The 17,462-nt window shown below is 46.9% G+C and carries 17 protein-coding genes and 1 riboswitch; of the genes, 4 read left to right on the forward strand and 13 right to left on the reverse strand.

Annotation, left to right across the window (positions count from 1 at the left end):
• Positions 1 to 9: 9 nt before the first annotated feature.
• Positions 10 to 618: a DedA family protein gene (locus tag DNHGIG_RS01800; protein WP_282198068.1), complete on the forward strand. Its 609-nt coding sequence runs from the start codon at positions 10 to 12 to the stop codon at positions 616 to 618.
• 82 nt (positions 619 to 700) lie between these two features.
• Here DNHGIG_RS01800 and DNHGIG_RS01805 read toward each other — a convergent pair whose 3' ends face one another.
• A complete protein-coding gene (locus DNHGIG_RS01805) occupies positions 701 to 1,873 on the reverse strand; it encodes an MFS transporter (RefSeq protein WP_282198069.1) in 1,173 nt (390 codons plus the stop codon).
• 91 nt (positions 1,874 to 1,964) lie between these two features.
• On the reverse strand, positions 1,965 to 3,233 hold the full coding sequence (locus DNHGIG_RS01810) for an HD domain-containing protein (protein ID WP_282198070.1): 1,269 nt from the start codon (positions 3,231 to 3,233) through the stop codon (positions 1,965 to 1,967).
• 168 nt (positions 3,234 to 3,401) lie between these two features.
• Here DNHGIG_RS01810 and DNHGIG_RS01815 point away from each other — a divergent pair, with 168 nt between their 5' ends.
• On the forward strand, positions 3,402 to 3,839 hold the full coding sequence (locus DNHGIG_RS01815) for a hypothetical protein (RefSeq protein ID WP_282198071.1): 438 nt from the start codon (positions 3,402 to 3,404) through the stop codon (positions 3,837 to 3,839).
• Between the two features lie 49 nt (positions 3,840 to 3,888).
• On the opposite strand, the gene erpA is transcribed toward DNHGIG_RS01815, so the two are convergent.
• Together erpA and bcp are read right to left on the reverse strand one after the other, a co-directional pair.
• Entirely contained in the window at positions 3,889 to 4,242 is a 354-nt protein-coding gene (gene erpA / locus DNHGIG_RS01820; RefSeq protein WP_282198072.1) for an iron-sulfur cluster insertion protein ErpA, read from the reverse strand.
• Positions 4,243 to 4,384: 142 nt separating this feature from the next.
• The gene (bcp, locus tag DNHGIG_RS01825) at positions 4,385 to 4,852 is read right to left on the reverse strand and encodes a thioredoxin-dependent thiol peroxidase (protein WP_282198073.1); all 468 of its coding nucleotides are present in this window, start codon (positions 4,850 to 4,852) and stop codon (positions 4,385 to 4,387) included.
• A 229-nt stretch (positions 4,853 to 5,081) separates the two neighbouring features.
• Here bcp and DNHGIG_RS01830 point away from each other — a divergent pair, with 229 nt between their 5' ends.
• On the forward strand, positions 5,082 to 5,831 hold the full coding sequence (locus DNHGIG_RS01830; protein ID WP_282198074.1) for an SDR family NAD(P)-dependent oxidoreductase: 750 nt from the start codon (positions 5,082 to 5,084) through the stop codon (positions 5,829 to 5,831).
• A 101-nt stretch (positions 5,832 to 5,932) separates the two neighbouring features.
• Here the strand turns inward: DNHGIG_RS01830 and DNHGIG_RS01835 are convergent, their stop codons facing one another.
• The 9 genes from DNHGIG_RS01835 to DNHGIG_RS01875 form a co-directional block, all read right to left on the reverse strand.
• Positions 5,933 to 8,140, reverse strand: a complete 2,208-nt coding sequence (locus DNHGIG_RS01835; protein ID WP_282198075.1) for an alkaline phosphatase family protein — start codon at positions 8,138 to 8,140, stop codon at positions 5,933 to 5,935.
• Entirely contained in the window at positions 8,118 to 9,272 is a 1,155-nt protein-coding gene (locus DNHGIG_RS01840) for a glycosyltransferase family 4 protein (RefSeq protein ID WP_282198076.1), read from the reverse strand. The genes DNHGIG_RS01835 and DNHGIG_RS01840 overlap by 23 nt, the downstream gene beginning before the upstream one ends.
• A 109-nt stretch (positions 9,273 to 9,381) precedes the next feature.
• Positions 9,382 to 10,158 (reverse strand): LysM peptidoglycan-binding domain-containing protein, encoded by a 777-nt coding sequence (locus tag DNHGIG_RS01845; RefSeq protein WP_282198077.1) that lies wholly within the window; start codon positions 10,156 to 10,158, stop codon positions 9,382 to 9,384.
• 4 nt (positions 10,159 to 10,162) lie between these two features.
• Positions 10,163 to 10,297: riboswitch (cyclic di-AMP (ydaO/yuaA leader) on the reverse strand.
• A gap of 98 nt (positions 10,298 to 10,395) precedes the next feature.
• Positions 10,396 to 11,859 carry an aminotransferase class I/II-fold pyridoxal phosphate-dependent enzyme gene (locus DNHGIG_RS01850; protein WP_282198078.1) on the reverse strand — a complete coding sequence of 488 codons (1,464 nt, stop codon included), beginning with the start codon at positions 11,857 to 11,859 and terminating at the stop codon, positions 10,396 to 10,398.
• A gap of 91 nt (positions 11,860 to 11,950) precedes the next feature.
• Complete coding sequence (locus DNHGIG_RS01855; RefSeq protein ID WP_282198079.1) at positions 11,951 to 12,415, reverse strand: YwhD family protein; 465 nt, start codon at positions 12,413 to 12,415, stop codon at positions 11,951 to 11,953.
• A gap of 199 nt (positions 12,416 to 12,614) precedes the next feature.
• Positions 12,615 to 13,481 carry a diaminopimelate epimerase gene (gene dapF / locus DNHGIG_RS01860; protein ID WP_282198080.1) on the reverse strand — a complete coding sequence of 289 codons (867 nt, stop codon included), beginning with the start codon at positions 13,479 to 13,481 and terminating at the stop codon, positions 12,615 to 12,617.
• A gap of 10 nt (positions 13,482 to 13,491) precedes the next feature.
• Positions 13,492 to 14,118 (reverse strand): YtpR family tRNA-binding protein, encoded by a 627-nt coding sequence (gene ytpR / locus DNHGIG_RS01865; RefSeq protein WP_282198081.1) that lies wholly within the window; start codon positions 14,116 to 14,118, stop codon positions 13,492 to 13,494.
• Between the two features lie 140 nt (positions 14,119 to 14,258).
• The gene (locus tag DNHGIG_RS01870; protein ID WP_282198082.1) at positions 14,259 to 14,618 is read right to left on the reverse strand and encodes an arsenate reductase family protein; all 360 of its coding nucleotides are present in this window, start codon (positions 14,616 to 14,618) and stop codon (positions 14,259 to 14,261) included.
• 69 nt (positions 14,619 to 14,687) lie between these two features.
• Positions 14,688 to 15,866, reverse strand: a complete 1,179-nt coding sequence (locus DNHGIG_RS01875) for a MalY/PatB family protein (protein WP_282198083.1) — start codon at positions 15,864 to 15,866, stop codon at positions 14,688 to 14,690.
• 467 nt (positions 15,867 to 16,333) lie between these two features.
• On the opposite strand from DNHGIG_RS01875, the gene DNHGIG_RS01880 reads away from it, so the two are divergent.
• Positions 16,334 to 17,299: an FTR1 family iron permease gene (locus DNHGIG_RS01880; protein WP_282198084.1), complete on the forward strand. Its 966-nt coding sequence runs from the start codon at positions 16,334 to 16,336 to the stop codon at positions 17,297 to 17,299.
• Positions 17,300 to 17,462 lie beyond the last annotated feature (163 nt).

The following is a 17,462-nucleotide window of genomic DNA, read 5'->3' on the forward strand; positions in this document are numbered from 1 at the left end:
GGTGAAATGATGAGTCATCTGTTGGAGTATTTGGCCCATGTAACGAGTGACATCGTTGCAGGAGCCGGGTATTGGGGCATTTTCGTTGCTATGTTCGTTGAAAGCATGGGTATTCCTTTACCGAGCGAAGTCACCATGCCCTACGGAGGATATCTTGTTTCCTTGGGGAAACTCGGATTCTGGCCTGTCGTCATCGCCGGGACGATCGGGAATATTTTAGGTTCCCTTGTGTTTTATATCATCGGTGCTACAGGGGGAAGGGTCTTTCTCAAGAAATTCGGTAAATATATTTTGTTTAACGAAAAACATTTGGATACGGCAGATCGGTGGTTCTCCCACTACGGTGAAGCGACCGTATTCTTCGGCCGTCTATTGCCTGTGGTACGCACATATATCTCTCTCCCTGCTGGCATCTCTCGCATGCCGCTCGGCAAATTTTTATTTTACAGCACGATCGGTGTCATCCCTTGGTGCTGGTTATTTACTTACATCGGCATCAAGCTTGGACAAAATTGGGAAGAAATTCACGGGATCTTTCACTATCTCAACTATGTGGTCTTACTCATCGTCATTCTCATCTTGCTTCTCTTTTGGAAAAAAGGTCTGCGCAAACGGTGATCGCCGTTTGTACAGACCTTTCTCCATAACGATTCTTTCTCCCGAACTGCTCAACCTTTTATCCTGTTTTCAATAGAGCCCTCTATACAGACGAGTCTTCACTCGTCTGAACAAGTTTCTGAAAATAAAAAAGCAGAAGTAAAGCGACTATAGACATGATCGCTCCTGAATAATAGGGCAAAGTCATTCCTTTCGCGTAAAGAAGGCCGCCGACCGGGGGACCGGCGATTCTGCCCAGAGAATCGAGTGATCCTAATAATCCCAACGCATTCCCCTGCCCAAATGTCGTCCGTTTTGAGATCAATGCACTGACGCTCGGTCGAATCATTCCGTTTCCGGCTCCAAATACAGCCAGGAAAATGGCGCCTGTTACCATATCGGTCACCCTGACGATCAATAAAAATCCGATCGCCGATACCAGTAAGCCGATCTGGATCACGCGGTCTTCACCGAAGCGCTTGATCAGCTTGCCGATCAATCCTCCTTGAATAAAGGCGCCAACGACCCCCATGACCACAAACACATATCCCAATTGGACAGAAGTCATATGCAACTTATCGACAGCATAGAAAGCAAATGTGCTTTCAAGACCGGCCAGAGAAAAGCTCACAACGAACGACATGATATACAGATAGGCGAGAGAGCCACGAAATGCTGACCAGCGGGACGTTTTTTTACCAGGTGATTGGCGCTTCTCTTTCGGTAATGATTCTTTCAGAACGATCGACGCGACGATAAACGTTAACGCGGCTAACATCCCCGCGAAGAGAAACGGTTTATCGTAACCCCATTTGGATAAAGAACCGCCAATGGCAGGACCAAAAATAAAACCTAGACCTGCCGCCGCACCGATCATCCCCATCCCTTTTCCGCGCGTCTCTTCTGTGGTTATGTCAGCCACGTAAGCCATCGCGGTCGGCATCGCAGCAGCTGACAAGGCTCCTGCCAGGATTCTCGAAACGAACAGTTGCCACAATTCCGTCGCTAGACCAAAAGCGACGTACGCGATACCAAATCCAAACAATCCGATCAACATCACAGGTTTTCTGCCCATCCGGTCGGAGATATTTCCCCATATGGGTGAAAAAAGCAAGTTCATGAAAGAATAGGTAGCCATGAGCCAACCGAGAGTCAGAGAACTGGCACCAAGTTCGCGTGCATACAAAGGAAGAACCGGAATGACAATGCCGAAACCGAGCATGACCAAAAACATGACGAGAAAAAGGACGGGCAAGGCTTTTCGGGTAGAACTCATCATCCCTCACCTCACTCTCCGTGTTCGATTTACACGTACTCGATCATTCATCATTTTCGTCTTCAAACTCTCACTTTCCAGCGCAGATCTCTTATCGTTGTAGCTTATGTAACAACTCGACAAGCGTATGCCGATCATGATTTGCCTCGACCAGGTCTTTCGGATAATAGAAACGATGATACACTTCAGGAACCAATGAATGAATGAGTTTAGATGCTTCGCATACATCACGAAGTCTCCCGTCATCCCCCACATATTTTATCCCTTGTTTATAAAGATACCCTCCTGTGGAGATCGCTTTGTAAGACAAATAAGAGTCTGAAGGAATGCCGGCATCGTCAAAAGCATGTTGAATTTCAAGGAGAGTATCCACATCCAATGGGTGCCGACAAGCGACTGAAGAGAGTAAACGTCTGTCGCGAAACCTAGCCGCCAAATCACGGAGCGAAAGGTCTTCTTCTTCCCTCCAGCATGAAAATGCATAATGCATGACCGTGTCATCCAACTGCAGAAACTCCTCAACTGTGATTTCCGATTCCGGTTTTTCAAAGAATGGAACCAATTCTTTTGGACAATACTTCAGTTGTCCCTCCTGGAACAGATCACGGGCACGGCTTAAAATTTTCCCTAAAAGCACGTCGCTTCCAATGGTCGTGGAATGAAGATACACCTGTGTATACATGAAGTAGCGTGCCAACAAATACTGTTCGACCGTATGCATCCCGGATTGCTTGATAACAATATCATGCCCGAATGGTCTCATGATTCGTATCAGACGCTCCAACTCAAACCGTCCGTACGTCACGCCTGTATGTAACGCATCACGCAACAGATAATCCATGCGGTCAACATCCATTTCTGAGGCGATGAGACGCTCCAACAGGGGAAATTTCTGCCCTTTACTGATCACGGAGAGAAGGTCGGAAGGGAAATCTGTATCGATCTGAGACAAGATGCCGTGAATCTCGCGATCCTCCATGAGAATACGCCTCGTCCACGTTTCATGGTGGGTTTTGAAAACGCCCTCGAATGCATGAGAAAAGGGTCCGTGCCCGATGTCATGAAGCAACGCGGAAGCCAGAGCCAATCGTACCATTCTCTCATCTTGCGGCCAATTATGATTGCGGGAAAAATGGGAGAGCACTTGCCGCATGATTTCATAGGTTCCCAACGAATGTGTAAATCGGCTATGTTCAGCTCCGTGAAACACAAGAAACGATGTTCCCATTTGCCGGATCCTGCGAAGCCGTTGGAATGCACGTGTGTTTATTAATGACCAAACGAACGGGTCTTTGACATAAATGTAATCGTGCACAGGATCTTTAAATACTTTTTCTTCGCGAAAATGCAGGTCGGCCACGCTTCTCCCCCCTGCTTAAACATTTGTAGTCATTCAGATTGAACACCATAAACCTAGTTTACCATATTTAGGGTGGCTGTTTAACCTCTTTTGCGGCCATGGTATTTTTGAGAAATAATTCGTATAATGATTGGAGACGACTATCTCTTGCGAGAAGGAGCAAAAACGATGATAGTGAACCGGGAACGTTTCCTTGAACTCCTCGAACAGATCACTCCGGAACAACAGGAAGATCTGTTGCGCTTGATGGAAAAATGGGCGGCTATGCCGAAACCGGGTCATAACGCGACGGATGGGGAGCTATCACCTTCTCACTCTGTGTTATCCAATCCCATTCTCTCTAAGGAATGGCATTGCTTGTCCGCGTTGAAGAAAGTGGTTGAAAAACATTTTCCGGCCCAGATTGAACTTGCATATATCGCTTTCCATCCTGACTTAAACAGTATCTCGACTGCCAAGACGAAACCCGCGGCACGTAAAATGTACGCATTGGAAGCCGCCTATGAATTAAAAAGCATCCTTGAACATTCACCGGATTCCGACCTTTTGGACGAGGATGTACTCAAAACATTACATGATTATCTGCACTTAAAACATGATGACTAAAGACAAAGAGCGTATCTCAGAAGCAAGATACGCTCTTTGTTATGCAGGTTCAACAACAAGAACCCGGTTGACCGTGTTCCTTTGCAGTTCGGAAAGAGCTTCCGCACCCGCAGGTTGAAACGGCGTTAGGATTGTCGATTTTGAAGCCTCCGCCCATCATGTTTTCAACATAATCGATCGTTGCCCCTTCTACAAAGGGTGCGCTGTTCGGATCGACAAAGATGTTGATTTCATGTTGCGTAAAGGTCTGATCATCCTCTTTTTGCACATCCAGCGCAAGACCATAGTTAAAACCACTGCAACCGCCCGGTTTGATAAAGAGACGAAGACCAAGCTCTGGCTTGTTCTTTTGCTCAATCAAAGCGCGCACTTTATCGGCTGCCGCTTCTGTCAATGTGATCATGTTTCTCACCCCTTTACTTACTATTCTATACCCTTTATCAATCATTCGGCAAACTCATGTTCACCAGTTATTTTGTGAAGGCTCATCAAAGATGTTGTTTGTTAAACATCTCGACTTCTTTGTATGGGGCTGTGAACACTCTTTATAAAGTTTTCACAAAAGCGAGAACCTCTTCCATATGTCCATTTACCTTGACTTTTGGATAAATCTTGCGGATTACACCAGTTTTGTCAATCACAAATGTCGTCCGCTCAATCCCCATATAGGTTCGTCCGTAATTTTTCTTCTCCTTCCATACACCGTAAAGCTCAGCCACTCGATGTTCTGTATCCGCCAGCAACAAAAATGGCAACCCATACTTTTCAATAAATTTCACATGTTTGTTCACTGGATCGGGGCTGACACCTAAGATGACCGCATCTGCACTCGCAAAATCATCATGAAGATCGCGGAAACCGCATGCTTCCGTCGTACATCCAGGCGTATCATCTTTCGGATAAAAATAAAGAACCACATGTTTCCCGCGGAAGGAAGAGAGTGTTACATCTTCTCCGTTGGATGCAGGCAAAGTGAAATCAGAAGCAGACATGCCTTCTTGTATGTTTTCCATACGAAATACTCCTTTCGTTTTTACACTATTAACCATTCTAACACAGAAACGAATGCTTGTCTTTTCTCGTGAAACCGAAAGAAAATCCTCTATAAAGCCATGATCCTTTTGATTCGACACTTCTTTCCATGCAGAGATGTATAAAAATTGATACACTAATTGCTGGAGACTTCCGGTATGTTTGGCAAAGCCGGCAAACCAATCTCTCTATTCGAGAAAGGAGTAGACGATGAGCAAACGTGTCGTACTGATCACAGGAGGAGCACAAGGGATCGGCGAGGCGATCGTACGTTCTTTTGTGCAAGCTGGAGAGCAAGTGGTATTTATTGATGTAAACGAAGAAAAAGGTTTGTCTTTACTCGCCCAATTGAGGGAAATGGGCGGGCATGCCCATTTTATCTGTGCTGATGTGGCAAAAGCAGATGATGTCAAACGTGTGATCAAAGAGATCGAGACGAAATTCGGAAACTTGCATGTCCTGATCAACAATGCTGGAGTTTCATGGTTTCACCCCCTCGAAGAGATCGAGATCGAAACGTTTGATCGCATATTGGCCATCAATCTGCGCGGTCCGTTCCTCTTGGCTAAATTTGCTGCTCCATTGATCAAAAAAAGTGTTCAACAAAATGGGGAAGGTGCCATCATAAATATCGCCTCGACACGAGCTTTGATGTCCGAACCGCACAACGAAGCGTATGCCGCATCCAAAGGCGGACTGCTGGCATTGACACACGCACTCGCCAACTCCTTGGGGCCAGCCATTCGCGTGAATGCAATCTGCCCGGGATGGATCGATACGACCGGCGGAAAAGATATACGCCCGGAAGATCATTCCCAACATCCGGTGGGACGGGTAGGAACTCCTTGCGACATCGCCGAAGCCTGCCGTTTTCTCGCGAGTGAGGCGGCCGGCTTCATTACAGGACAAAAGATCGTCATCGACGGCGGCATGACGATCAAGATGCAATATGTGGAGTAGCGGCCCCTCCGACAACCACAACCAGGCGAAATAGACCGCTACGATACTTCCGCTTCCCGGCCAAAGGCTTCCTCTTCGTTCCGTAGTAAAGGCCGGGGGGATTATCTTTCATATCCGATGACTGGAACGACCATATACAAAAGAACACTAGCAGCGGCCACGACTCCCGAATCATTAAGTGCGAAAACGGCGAGACCTGTGACGAGCGCAGTCAATAACCCTTTCTTCCAGAGTGAACTCAGGGTGAACCACTTGCTTCTCATGGGACTGAACAGGAAGAAACATACGCCAGCGAGTGTGATTAGAAATAATTTCCCCCATAATGAAACGGCGAGTAAACGCAAATTCAATTCCGCCTTACGGACGATAATAGAAGCGATCGCATGCAGATCACCCTGTAACAATACAAATCCCGCTCTACCGATATGCGTCTGTTCCCCGTTCGGGACGATCAGATTAAGGGCCAGCAAGGCGATAAAACCGAGAATTGTCGCTCCCGTCAAAAGCCATCCTTTTTGTTTCGGAGTCTGCACATGGGCAAACAGACAGAGCGAATACGTATAGCCGATCACGGCGGCTAGCGCTCCCCCCGCATTGGTACCGAATTGGGGAGCGGCCAACAGGTAGATCACCCCGAGAAAAAGAAGAAATGAAAACGCATACGTCTGTTTTTTGTGGCGCGGATACAATTCTAATAACGTATACACAAACAAAAGAGAAGCTCCGATCAATACTCCCATATACTCATTACCGATTCCGTAATAACGCGCTCCTCCGATCACGTCATACCCCAAGAGGGATTGTCTGACACAGGAAGCTCCTGTTAACATATCGAGCAACAGGGCTCCGGTGGTGAGTCCCCCGATGATCATCAAACGCCGCATTCTCATCTTTACGAAGGAAAGTGTGGCGATCGTCGTCATACTGATTAGAAACAACCATTCGAGAGTAGCCGAAGCTGTCTCCGGATGGAAGACCGGAACGACAACCATAGCGAGAGGAACGACGAGCAGGCGTTCCAGGAAGGATCGGATCATGTGAAACAATCGCCATTTCAATGGATGTGCCAGGAACGCCAGCATGAGAAGAGCGATCAAAAGTTCCACATAGAAACGCAGCACGGGTATCCGCACCAGATTGGGAAGCTCCCATTCTGACGACCATCGGCGCAAATCAGTGAGTGAAAATCCGTCATGCCGCACGCTTGTCATGGGCTGCCCCAAAACGAATTCGCTGCCCGCTGTCCCGCCTAGAAAGGAAAGTATAGTGTGGGCAAGATCATAATTCGTAACGAGTCCTTGGATCTTCGTCGTATTTGAATAAAGGACTCCCGACGGCTTGAAGTCTCCGCCCGCCATGACTAATGGGGTGATCCCTTCTTGCCCGATACCCATGTCCGAGAATGACAGTGGACTCGCAACGATCAATAACGTTTGCGAATCAATTTCAGAGAACAAACGGCCAATCAGACTATCCATGCGTGCGAGATCCTGCATATATACATGTTCCGCGACCGCAGAGTCGATTTGCTCTTTTTCCGCATGTAAGCGCAACAAATCCCCTGTCTCAATCACCGTTAATGTCGCCTTGTCCCGCACTCGTAAATAGGATTGATATAACTTCTCATAATCTGTGCGGATTCCGAAAGGCTGGACAGGGTCTTTACACAACACCTCGTTTCCCACTTGACCGAAATCCGTTTGACCCGCTTGGTTCATTGTAATCAAGGGCGCCAAACGATAGTAACGATTTCCTAGGTCGCTGTTCCCGATCACGGCGGTTTTACCGCCCATGTCTTTGATCTGTTCCCCCATCCAACCGAGTTGAAAACGATAAGGAAGGGACTGGTTCACGTTTGTAAGCGGCATCATATACGGAAAGACCACATCACCAAGAGCGGGAGATCCAAGGTTTCGTTCATACAAGTCACGTCCCTTGATCGCCTGATACTCGTCGGGCAAGATGACCCGTTCATCCTTTTCAAATGACAAACATGCCTGTTTTTCGCCCGTCACTTTGTTTCCGGCACCTATCGTCGCATAAGCGGCTTCCTCCGAACGTATCCCGGCCGTATTGGTACTCATCATTCCAATGGATCCTTTTTTCATCAATGTATATAGATTGGGCGTTTTTTCAGGTGAAATATGTTCAAGGGAGAGACCTGCAGCCAAAACGAGGATCACCCGTTTGTGCGATCGAATGCTTTCCGCGAGCACCGATTTCTGCGGGATAAGCATCATCAAAATGGAGAGCAGAGAGAGAAAGATCAGTTCCTTTCTCCCTTTGTTATAAAGAAACTTTCTCTTCATCAAACGCTCCCCTTTCTTTCATGCAAGCACGATACACTTCTAACGTTTCTTGTAACATTTTGGAAACCGTAAAATAGGCAGTCGCATACTCCTTTCCTTTCATTGCCAATTGTCGTTTCAAAGGCGGATCCATATACATTCGTTCCACCGCTTTTGCCAGTGCACACGCATCTCCCGGTTGGACAAGCAGGCCGGTTTCTCCGTCTTGTACAACTTCTTCTAATCCCCCCACGAATGTAGCGATCAGGGGAACACCCGCAAGCATCGACTCGGCCGCGACAAGACCAAAACCTTCTTGCAAAGAAGGAATCACGCAAAGATCGAATCCTCTGAGAAAACGAACTGCGTCGGGGACGTGTCCGAGAAAACGGATACGACCTTTTGTATCGATTTTTGCTGCCATTCTTTCCAACTTGTCTCGTTCAGGCCCGTCACCGATGATGACGAGATCCATATCATAACCACAACGCAGAAGCGTATGGAATGCGTCTAGCAAGAAGGAAACTCCTTTTTCATAGATCAGACGACTGATCGTCCCGATGACAAAACGGTCGTTTGCTACCCCAAGAAATTTCCTTGCATCAGTAACTGTAAAAGGTTCCCTGGGTAGAGCAACTCCATTATGGATGATACGGATTTTCTCCTCAGACACATCGAGTCGAGATCCGCAATGTTTTGCCAATGCATGAGAAACTGTGATCAAACAATCGGTATCACGCAGCAGCCATTGTTCCAATCCCTGATAGACCCTTTTCCGCCACCTATTCTTCGGTTCTATAAAGTTATGTATGGTATACACGAGACGAGGGGTTTTTTTCATCATTCGTGCAGCCAATCTTCCGACAAGCCCCGCTTTTGCTCCGTGCATATGCAGAATATCCACTGGATTGTTCTCCATCCATTCTTTCAAACGTAAGGACGCCAAGAGATCATGATATGGCGCCCATCCATCATAAATAGGAATACCCACTCGTCTGACTCCTTCAGGAGCTTCACGAAAGAGACGTGAATCAGGCGGACAGGCAACGGAAACTTGAAAGGAAGCGGAAGACCCTCTGAGCAGATGCTGTACATGCTGCAGCATGCCTCCTTCCGCGGGACGAACAAGATGAAGAATATGGATGGATTGCATAAGTACACCACCTTCGTTTCCAGTATTCCCCTCTTATTTCGAAAATATGTAGCATGCAAAAAAGGGCTTCCCTCTCAAAAAGAAGAAGCCCTTTTTACCCACTGAAATCTCACTTCAGTACTTTTACTGTTACATTTTGTACGCCAAATTTACGCACCGTAGCGTCATCCGCATGAATATAGATATCGATACGGTTGCCACGAATCGCCCCGCCGGTATCTTCAGCAGTGGCCATGAAGCCACCGGCCGGGAGGTTCGGATCGTTATAGCCGGAAATCCACACTTTGGATCCCAGTGGAATCACATTCGGATCCACGGCGATCATTCCCTGTGCTACGTGCTTGCCTGTCTTTGTCAAACCGCCCCATCCTGTAGAATCTGCAGGACCGTATGCAGTCGCTACACAATCAAGCGTCTTTACGACTTGCGCATCGGCAACAGGTGAAGCTTGATCCGTATGAACCGGAGCGGTCTTGTTCCCCTCTGTTGGTTCTTCCGGTGTAGCAGAGGCTGCAGCCGTTACCTCCTTGCTGCCAACAGGAAGCTGTAAGACTTGTCCAACCAAGATCAAGGACCCTTGCAAACCGTTTGCTCGTTGAATTTCTTCCACAGTCGTGTTGTATCTCTGCGATAGCTTCCAAAGGGTATCCCCTTCAACAACACGATACGACATCGGTTGATTCATTTCTTTTCCCGACTGAATTTTATCGCTTGTAAGATGATTCGCAATCTTCCAGGCGCTCACAGTCGTTCCTGTCTTCTTCGAGAGGTCATAAAGTGTGTCACCCTTTTGTACCGTATATGTTGTCGCGGACGCTTGTGCAGATCCAAACAAAGCACCACACAGAATGGCTCCCATAGCCAGTGCTTTGACACGTTCTTTCATATTCACTTCCTCCTTCAAAGGCCTCCGGAGTTAGCTGACGGGTTCGGGTGAAGGATCCCCCGCCTGTTGGTTACCAATAGGTTCACCCCAAAAGTTGGTTCCTCCGTACTTGATCAACAAGATTCGGCCATAAAATGTACGCAGAATAGTATACCGATTACCGATCAAAACTTCATTAGTAATCGAATGGTGCAGGAGGAAGAAAGTACATATCAATAAAAAACAGTCTATCTGCAATCAGATAGACTGTGCAACCACCTTCACGTACTCGATATTCGGATCATCCGTTCCTTGTACGGGCAAACCCGCTTTCATATGTTCGCGGATATAATCCACGTTCTCTTGTGTGACGATTTCGCCGGGAAGCAAAATCGGAATCCCCGGTGGATAGACCATCACGAGTTCCGCAAACGTGCGACCGATCGCTTCATCGAGAGGAACGACTTCCGTTTTTGCATAAAAAGCGTCCCTTGGGGACATTGCGAGGAGGGGTACCGCCGGTATCTTCACACGAACTTCTGTTTTATCGCGCTGCCCCACAAATTTCTCCGAAATGCGACGCAAGGCGGATACAAGAATGTCGATCGTTTCGTCCGTATCTCCGAATGTAACGATACAAAGGATGTTATAAAGATCGGAAAGTTCCACTTCAATATTAAATTCTTCCCGTAAGATCTCCTCCACCTGATGACCCGTAATGCCCAATTCTTTCACAGAGATCGTTAATTTGGTGGGGTCGAAGGCAAACTTCGAGGACGAATCCAGAATTTCCTCGCCAAAACAATAGAGCCCGGGGATTTCGTTGATCTCCTTACGCGCCCGTTCCGCCAAACGGATCGCGGTATCGATCAATTCATGCCCGTGCATATAAAGATTCTTGCGCGCCACATCCAGTGATGCTAGCAATAAATAAGAAGTCGATGTCGTATGAAGCATCGATAAGATCGCATGAACATGTGATGGATTGACCAGTCCCTCACGAACGTTCAAGATGGATGACTGTGTCAACGATCCACCCAATTTATGAACCGAGGTAGCTGCCATGTCAGCCCCCGCCTTCATGGAAGAAAGAGGGAGTTTCTCGTGAAAAGGAAGATGCGCGCCGTGCGCTTCATCCACGATCACGGGAATGTTGCGCGCATGTGCCAGTTCCACGATGGCTTGCAAGTCACACGCCACACCAAAATAAGTCGGGTTGATGAGAAGTATCGCTTTCACATCCGGATGGTGTGTCAGCATCATAGAAACAGTCTCTACGGATACACCGTGCGCGATTCCAAGATTGTGATCCACGTCCGGATGCATGAAGATCGGTTGTGCACCCGATAAGATAATCGCCGTCAATACCGATTTGTGCAAATTACGCGGAACGAGAATCTTGTCCCCGGGGCCGACAACCGACATGATCATCGTCATGATCGCGCCGGACGTTCCTTGAACGGAAAAAAACGTGTAATCGGCACCGAACGCTTCCGCAGCCAACTCTTGTGCATCACGGATCATCCCCATTGGATGATGGAGATCATCCATCGGTGCGATGTTGATCAGATCGATCGACAAAGCGTTTTGTCCGATAAATTCACGGAATTCGGAAGGCATTCCGCTCCCTTTTTTATGACCGGGTATATGGAACTGAATCGGGTTTTTTTTCGCGTGTTCAACAAGCGCCGAAAAGAGAGGAGTTTCATTCTGTTTATTCATAAGGCAATTTCCTTTCTCACGTACATAACGAACTGATTATATCAGAACCACCTCTGTAACGGAATGTATTTTTACAAAAATATGTTCATTTTTATGAAAGAGAGGATTTTACATTTTCATCCGTATTTTTCCACAGTTCCCCGCCGCGAAATTCCCGCAAGAAATCGGACAAAAGTTTTTTTTCCTTCTCCGTCAAGGCATCTACCTGTACTTTGCCTTTCATCGCTGCATCCATCTTGTTCACTTGATCAGGAAGACTCTTGTAGCCGGTTCGCGCTTCCTTATCAATCACGAGTACGGAACCGCAAATCCCCGAGTAGCCGAAGCCCCCTTCCGTACGACGCAAAGTGACCCAAATAACAGGGATACGGATGCCCCCCGGTACTTCATCGGGACTTTTAGCTGAAAATGAGATGCCTCGTTCCACGCGGCTCTTCCCGTGAATCGCGCCATTATCAATGAACACCTCTTCTCCGTCAATGATAACCGCCGATAAGGTAGCAAATTCGTCGGGGGTATCATGTCGGGAACGACCTGTGATTCCCAATTGTTCCATATGTTCAACTCCCTTCCAATCTTGAAAAATATGTAGTTTGGCGGCGTATGCTTTGCGTTCGTGCTCCGTGGAGGTCGTCTCGCTGGGAATATGTTTAGTCGTTGCGAGACGACCTCCAAAGTCGCTGTCTCACGCAAAGCATTACGCCCACCCAAAGTCACTTTTCATCCTCTGATGGTGCCGCTTGCGACATGGGGTACTACTTATAAAATATTCCGTCACAAACGAATGTGGCAGGACCCGTCATATACACTTTTCCGTTTTCTTCGCTCCATTCGATCTCAAGATCGCCACCGAGTAAATGAACGAGAACTTTGCGGTTCAATTTCCCATTGAGGATGCCTGCGACGACCGCCGCGCAAGCACCTGTCCCGCAAGCTTGTGTGACGCCGGAACCTCTTTCCCATACGCGGAAGATGATTTCATCGCGCGAGACCACTTGAATAAACTCCACATTGACCCGTTCGGGAAACAAGGGGTGATGTTCCAATTTTGGCCCCAAGTTTGTTACGTCGATTGTTTCCACGTCATCAACAAAGATGACCGCATGGGGATTGCCCATGGACACACAGGTAATCCGATACGTATTTCCATCGACTTCAACCGGTTCCATGATCATCTCCGATTCCGGATCCCCTACAACGGGGATGTCTTTCTTACGTAAGCGGGGCTTTCCCATATCGACTGTGATCGATTCCACCCGATTCTCACCGTTTAGATGCAACCTCGCCTCAACGATTCCCCCCAGGGTCTCGATCGAGAATATTTTTTTATCGGTAAGCCCTCTCTCATACACAAATTTCGCCACACAGCGCAAGCCGTTTCCACAGTTCTTTCCTTCCGACCCATCCTGGTTAAAGATGCGCATTTTAAAATCGGCCTGTTCGGAGGGAGCGATTAAGATCATGCCATCAGAACCGATGCCCGTATTCACATCACTTACACGGATCGCTACATCCGCCAATTCCTCTTCCCGTAAAGTTTCTTCAAATAAATTGACATAAATATAATTGTTCCCCAACCCGTGCATTTTTGTAAATTTCACAAATACCCCCCCACCACTCATGCTAGGCAGGTTATGCTACCATCGCTTTTTCAAAAGATGTTCGCGGTTGTAAGTTTTCCGGCAGAATCAAGAGACCCGGGGTCTCCGAGATCCCCAATTCTTTCGCGGAACATAACATCCCTTTTGAAACGACGCCGCGGAGTTTGGCTTCTTTGATTTCCATTCCGTTTGGCAAAATCGCTCCGATCAACGCGGTAGGAACCTTGATTCCTTCCGCCACATTGGAAGCACCGCAGACGATTTGTAACTCTTCCCCATTTCCGATTGATACCCGACAAACTTTTAGCTTGTCCGCATCGGGATGTTTCTTCACTTCAATCACTTCCCCCACCACGACATGCAGATAGGGATCGTATTCGATCGTCAGATCCACTCCGTTCTTATGTAACGCCCGTTCGATTTCTCCGACTTGTTCCCCATTCGCCTGTACCAAGCCATTCGTTTTTGGCCAGGAAAAATAGTCAGATGCCGAAAAAATGTTCAGGCCAACCACTTCACCCGATTCTTTGCAACGGATCAGGGCAACATCACCCTTGCGTTCATAGACAGTCTCTCCCCTAGAGGAGTTCAGTTCAACGAGCAGAACGTCCCCGATACCTTCCGGATTATAGCAAATACGTACACGATTGGTCTTCAACGTTGAAACACTCCTTCCATATCTATTCATTATATCTCGTTTCTCATGAAGCCGCACCCGATTTATCATCAATGAAAAGGAAAAACTCCCGAGTCGATCGGGAGGTCATTCGGCGATATATTTGAAGTACGGGAATCTGCTTATGAAAGAACTTTGTCCACTTCTTCAGGCTTGAATCCCACGGTGACCTTATCGCCCGATTGGATGATCGGTCTCTTCACCAACATGCCGTCAGATGCCAAAAGTTCGAGCATTTCTTCTTCCGTCATCGTTTTTAACTTGTCTTTCAAACCGAGTTCTCTGTACTTTTGACCACTCGTATTAAAAAATTTGCGTATATCCAATCCGCTTTTCTCGATAAAAGAACGCAACTCCTCTTTCGTCGGCGGATTTTCTACGATATTTCTCTCCGTATATGAGACATCTTTGCTTTCAAGATACTGTTTCGCTTTCCGACAGGTGCCGCACTTCGGGTATTGTAGAAAGAGAACTTCACTCATTGTTGTCCCTCCAATCACAGCTTCATCGAAGCAAACATATCAGAAATTGAATGCTGATCATTCCAGTTTCTACGCTTTCAGTTCTTTCACCGCTTTTTCCAGACGCAACATGGCCTCTTCGAGAGTTTTTCGCGAACATGCGAAATTGATGCGTTGAAATCCTTCTCCTTGAGCGCCGAACATCATTCCGTCATTCAATCCCAATTTCGCTTTCCGTATGATAAATTCCTTTAATTCTTCCCCTCGAAGCCCTAATTCACGAAAGTCCATCCAACCCAAGTAGGTTCCCTCCGGAACCTGCATTTTGACTTGAGGAATCCTTTCTCGCAAAAAATTGCTGATATACTCGGCGTTTCCTTTCAAATACAGCAACAGTTCTTCCAGCCAGTCCTCGCCTTCATTATAAGCGGCAATCAAAGCTTCGATTCCGAACAAATTGATATCTTCCATGCTGGCTTTATGTATCGCCATTTTCAATTCACGCAAAATCTTTGGATTTTCAGTAAAGGCAATCGAGGTGAATAACCCCGCCAAATTAAATGTCTTACTCACGGAGATAAATGTGATACAATGATTCGAAATCTCCGGAGAGAGAGAGAAGAGTGGAATATGTTTCCCTTTCTCATACACTAAATCCGAATGTATCTCATCGGAGATGATGATGATATCGTTTTTCATACAGATATCGGCCAATTCCAACAACTCATCTCTTTCCCATACTCGTCCCACGGGATTATGAGGGCTGCACAAAATCAGCATCCGTGTTCTTTCATCGATTTTCTCCCTCAAATCTGCGAAATCCATATAATATCGGCCGTCTTTTTCCATCAACGGATTCTCGACAATTTGACGCCCACGGTTTCGTATCGCACGGAAGAACGGATGATAGACTGGCGGTTGTACAACGACTTTGTCCCCCGGATTCGTAAAAGCTTCAATAGCAATATGTATGCCAGGAACAACTCCGGGAACCGTAGCCATCCATTCCGGTTGGACATCAACACCAAATCTACGTTTGAGCCAATGGACAGCAGCAGCGTAAAACTCACGCGGCTTACCCGGATACCCGTATATCGGATGCTGCGCCCGTTTGATGATCGCTTCCACAACGCATGGCGGACACGGAAAATCCATATCGGCCACCCATAAGGGGAGTACATCTTCCGTACCAAAAATCTTCTCGCGATAATCCCACTTACTCGAGTTTGTTCCTATACGATCTATCACTTCATCGAAGTTATATTTCATGATTCTTCCTCCTTTTGCTAACCTATATTCCTTTCGAGGAGACTGATTCATGAGTCCGAATACTAACAAAATCACATGTATATTTGTTCCATAATTTATGATTTTACTACAAATCATCAACGAGAACAAAACAATACTCTCCCGTGTCAAATCATATCTTTCATCCAATATCGTTCTATCTACTCACCCATGGTAATATCTTTCCGGAATGAATCCGGACACGCGACCCAAATGGGAATCAGACCGGATACTCCTTTCGTTGTCGGGGCCAGTGATGGAGTTCTTCGCGATCTGGTCGGATCGGTCGACGATCCGTTCACATAAAATCCCGGATGATCCGGGGTTTTCGTATCATGAAATCGTTGTATCCCCACTTTCCCTGAGAGCTCTTGACGAAGAATCAAAGAGGGAATAAAATACCATTGTAATGAAAATGATTCTCATTATTAATAAAGGGGATGAAATCTATGTTACGCACATTTCTTAATGCCAAATCAATTCTCGTATGTATAGCAGCATTTCTGGTAGTAGGTGTCTTCGTCTGGCAGGGCGTTACCGCTCATGGAGCCCCTGATCCCACCGATCAAAACCTGAGTCCAACGGCTGCTATCATAGACACGGGTATTCTTGTTTTTCGTGAGGGACTTGAGGCCATTTTGGTGTTATCTGCAATTATAGCGAGTCTCGTACGTGCCAAAAGCGATTATTGGAAGCCGATTTCTCTTGGTGCAGGATTGTCTTTCTTGGCAACACTAGTCACCTGGTTTGTGGTTGTAGGGATCATCAACTTAGTCGGCAGCACCACATCAGAACTCAATATTCAGGCAGCAACCGGCCTCCTGGCGAACGTGGTACTGCTTGTGATCATGAACTGGTTCTTTCACAAGATCTACTGGACGGGTTGGATCACCCATCATAACCAAAGGAAGCGCGAGATCATCGAATCATCGGGTAACGACCAATCGATTACATACAAGGGACTCATTATTCTAGGACTGACATCCATGTACCGTGAAGGGTTCGAAGTTGTACTTTTCCTACAGACGATACGGTTGCAGGTCGGCACTCATGCGGTTCTCCTTGGGTCAGCGATTGGTCTGGGCTTAACGATGCTCGTTGCCGTGCTTACCTTCTTCGCGCATCAACGCCTCCCTTACAAGAAAATGCTCGTAATCACTGGCATCATGCTGGGAGTTGTCCTCTTTGTCATGACTGGAGAGACCGTTCAGGAGATGCAGCAAGCCGGGTGGATTTCGACAACTCAGATCGACTTAGATATCCCCGATTGGATGGGCTTGTGGTTCTCGGTAATCCCCACTGTTGAAACTCTCGCGTCACAAGTTTTTGCAGTCATTGTTGTCATCGGCTCGTATTTAGCCTACCAATACTTACATGTGTGGCAACCACGTAAACAAGAAAAATTGTCAAACTGAATCTTCTAGATTCTCCTGTACACATAGCTGCATCCGGAATTCCCGGATGCATTCATTGTATTTCTGCACAAGAAAATTTTTCATGTTCTGATTGCCGCTTGAGCATCATGGGGTAACCATTCGGTTGAATCGTGACTGTTGAACGGTCACCAGTTCAAAATAT

Origin of the sequence: Collibacillus ludicampi (genome assembly GCF_023705585.1) — a bacterium.
Lineage (GTDB): Bacteria > Bacillota > Bacilli > Tumebacillales > BOQE01 > Collibacillus > Collibacillus ludicampi.

What these genes read in the sequence shown, in the direction of transcription:
- erpA (WP_282198072.1), bottom strand. Translation starts at nt 4,242, where the DNA reads ATGATCACATTGACAGAAGCGGCAGCCGATAAAGTGCGCGCTTTGATT.
- DNHGIG_RS01830 (WP_282198074.1), top strand. Translation starts at nt 5,082, where the DNA reads ATGAGCAAACGTGTCGTACTGATCACAGGAGGAGCACAAGGGATCGGC.
- DNHGIG_RS01815 (WP_282198071.1), top strand. Translation starts at nt 3,402, where the DNA reads ATGATAGTGAACCGGGAACGTTTCCTTGAACTCCTCGAACAGATCACT.
- DNHGIG_RS01805 (WP_282198069.1), bottom strand. Translation starts at nt 1,873, where the DNA reads ATGAGTTCTACCCGAAAAGCCTTGCCCGTCCTTTTTCTCGTCATGTTT.
- DNHGIG_RS01835 (WP_282198075.1), bottom strand. Translation starts at nt 8,140, where the DNA reads ATGAAGAGAAAGTTTCTTTATAACAAAGGGAGAAAGGAACTGATCTTT.
- DNHGIG_RS01875 (WP_282198083.1), bottom strand. Translation starts at nt 15,866, where the DNA reads ATGAAATATAACTTCGATGAAGTGATAGATCGTATAGGAACAAACTCG.
- DNHGIG_RS01870 (WP_282198082.1), bottom strand. Translation starts at nt 14,618, where the DNA reads ATGAGTGAAGTTCTCTTTCTACAATACCCGAAGTGCGGCACCTGTCGG.
- DNHGIG_RS01840 (WP_282198076.1), bottom strand. Translation starts at nt 9,272, where the DNA reads ATGCAATCCATCCATATTCTTCATCTTGTTCGTCCCGCGGAAGGAGGC.
- DNHGIG_RS01800 (WP_282198068.1), top strand. Translation starts at nt 10, where the DNA reads ATGAGTCATCTGTTGGAGTATTTGGCCCATGTAACGAGTGACATCGTT.
- dapF (WP_282198080.1), bottom strand. Translation starts at nt 13,481, where the DNA reads ATGAGTGGTGGGGGGGTATTTGTGAAATTTACAAAAATGCACGGGTTG.
- DNHGIG_RS01880 (WP_282198084.1), top strand. Translation starts at nt 16,334, where the DNA reads ATGTTACGCACATTTCTTAATGCCAAATCAATTCTCGTATGTATAGCA.
- DNHGIG_RS01845 (WP_282198077.1), bottom strand. Translation starts at nt 10,158, where the DNA reads ATGAAAGAACGTGTCAAAGCACTGGCTATGGGAGCCATTCTGTGTGGT.
- DNHGIG_RS01850 (WP_282198078.1), bottom strand. Translation starts at nt 11,859, where the DNA reads ATGAATAAACAGAATGAAACTCCTCTCTTTTCGGCGCTTGTTGAACAC.
- DNHGIG_RS01855 (WP_282198079.1), bottom strand. Translation starts at nt 12,415, where the DNA reads ATGGAACAATTGGGAATCACAGGTCGTTCCCGACATGATACCCCCGAC.
- bcp (WP_282198073.1), bottom strand. Translation starts at nt 4,852, where the DNA reads ATGGAAAACATACAAGAAGGCATGTCTGCTTCTGATTTCACTTTGCCT.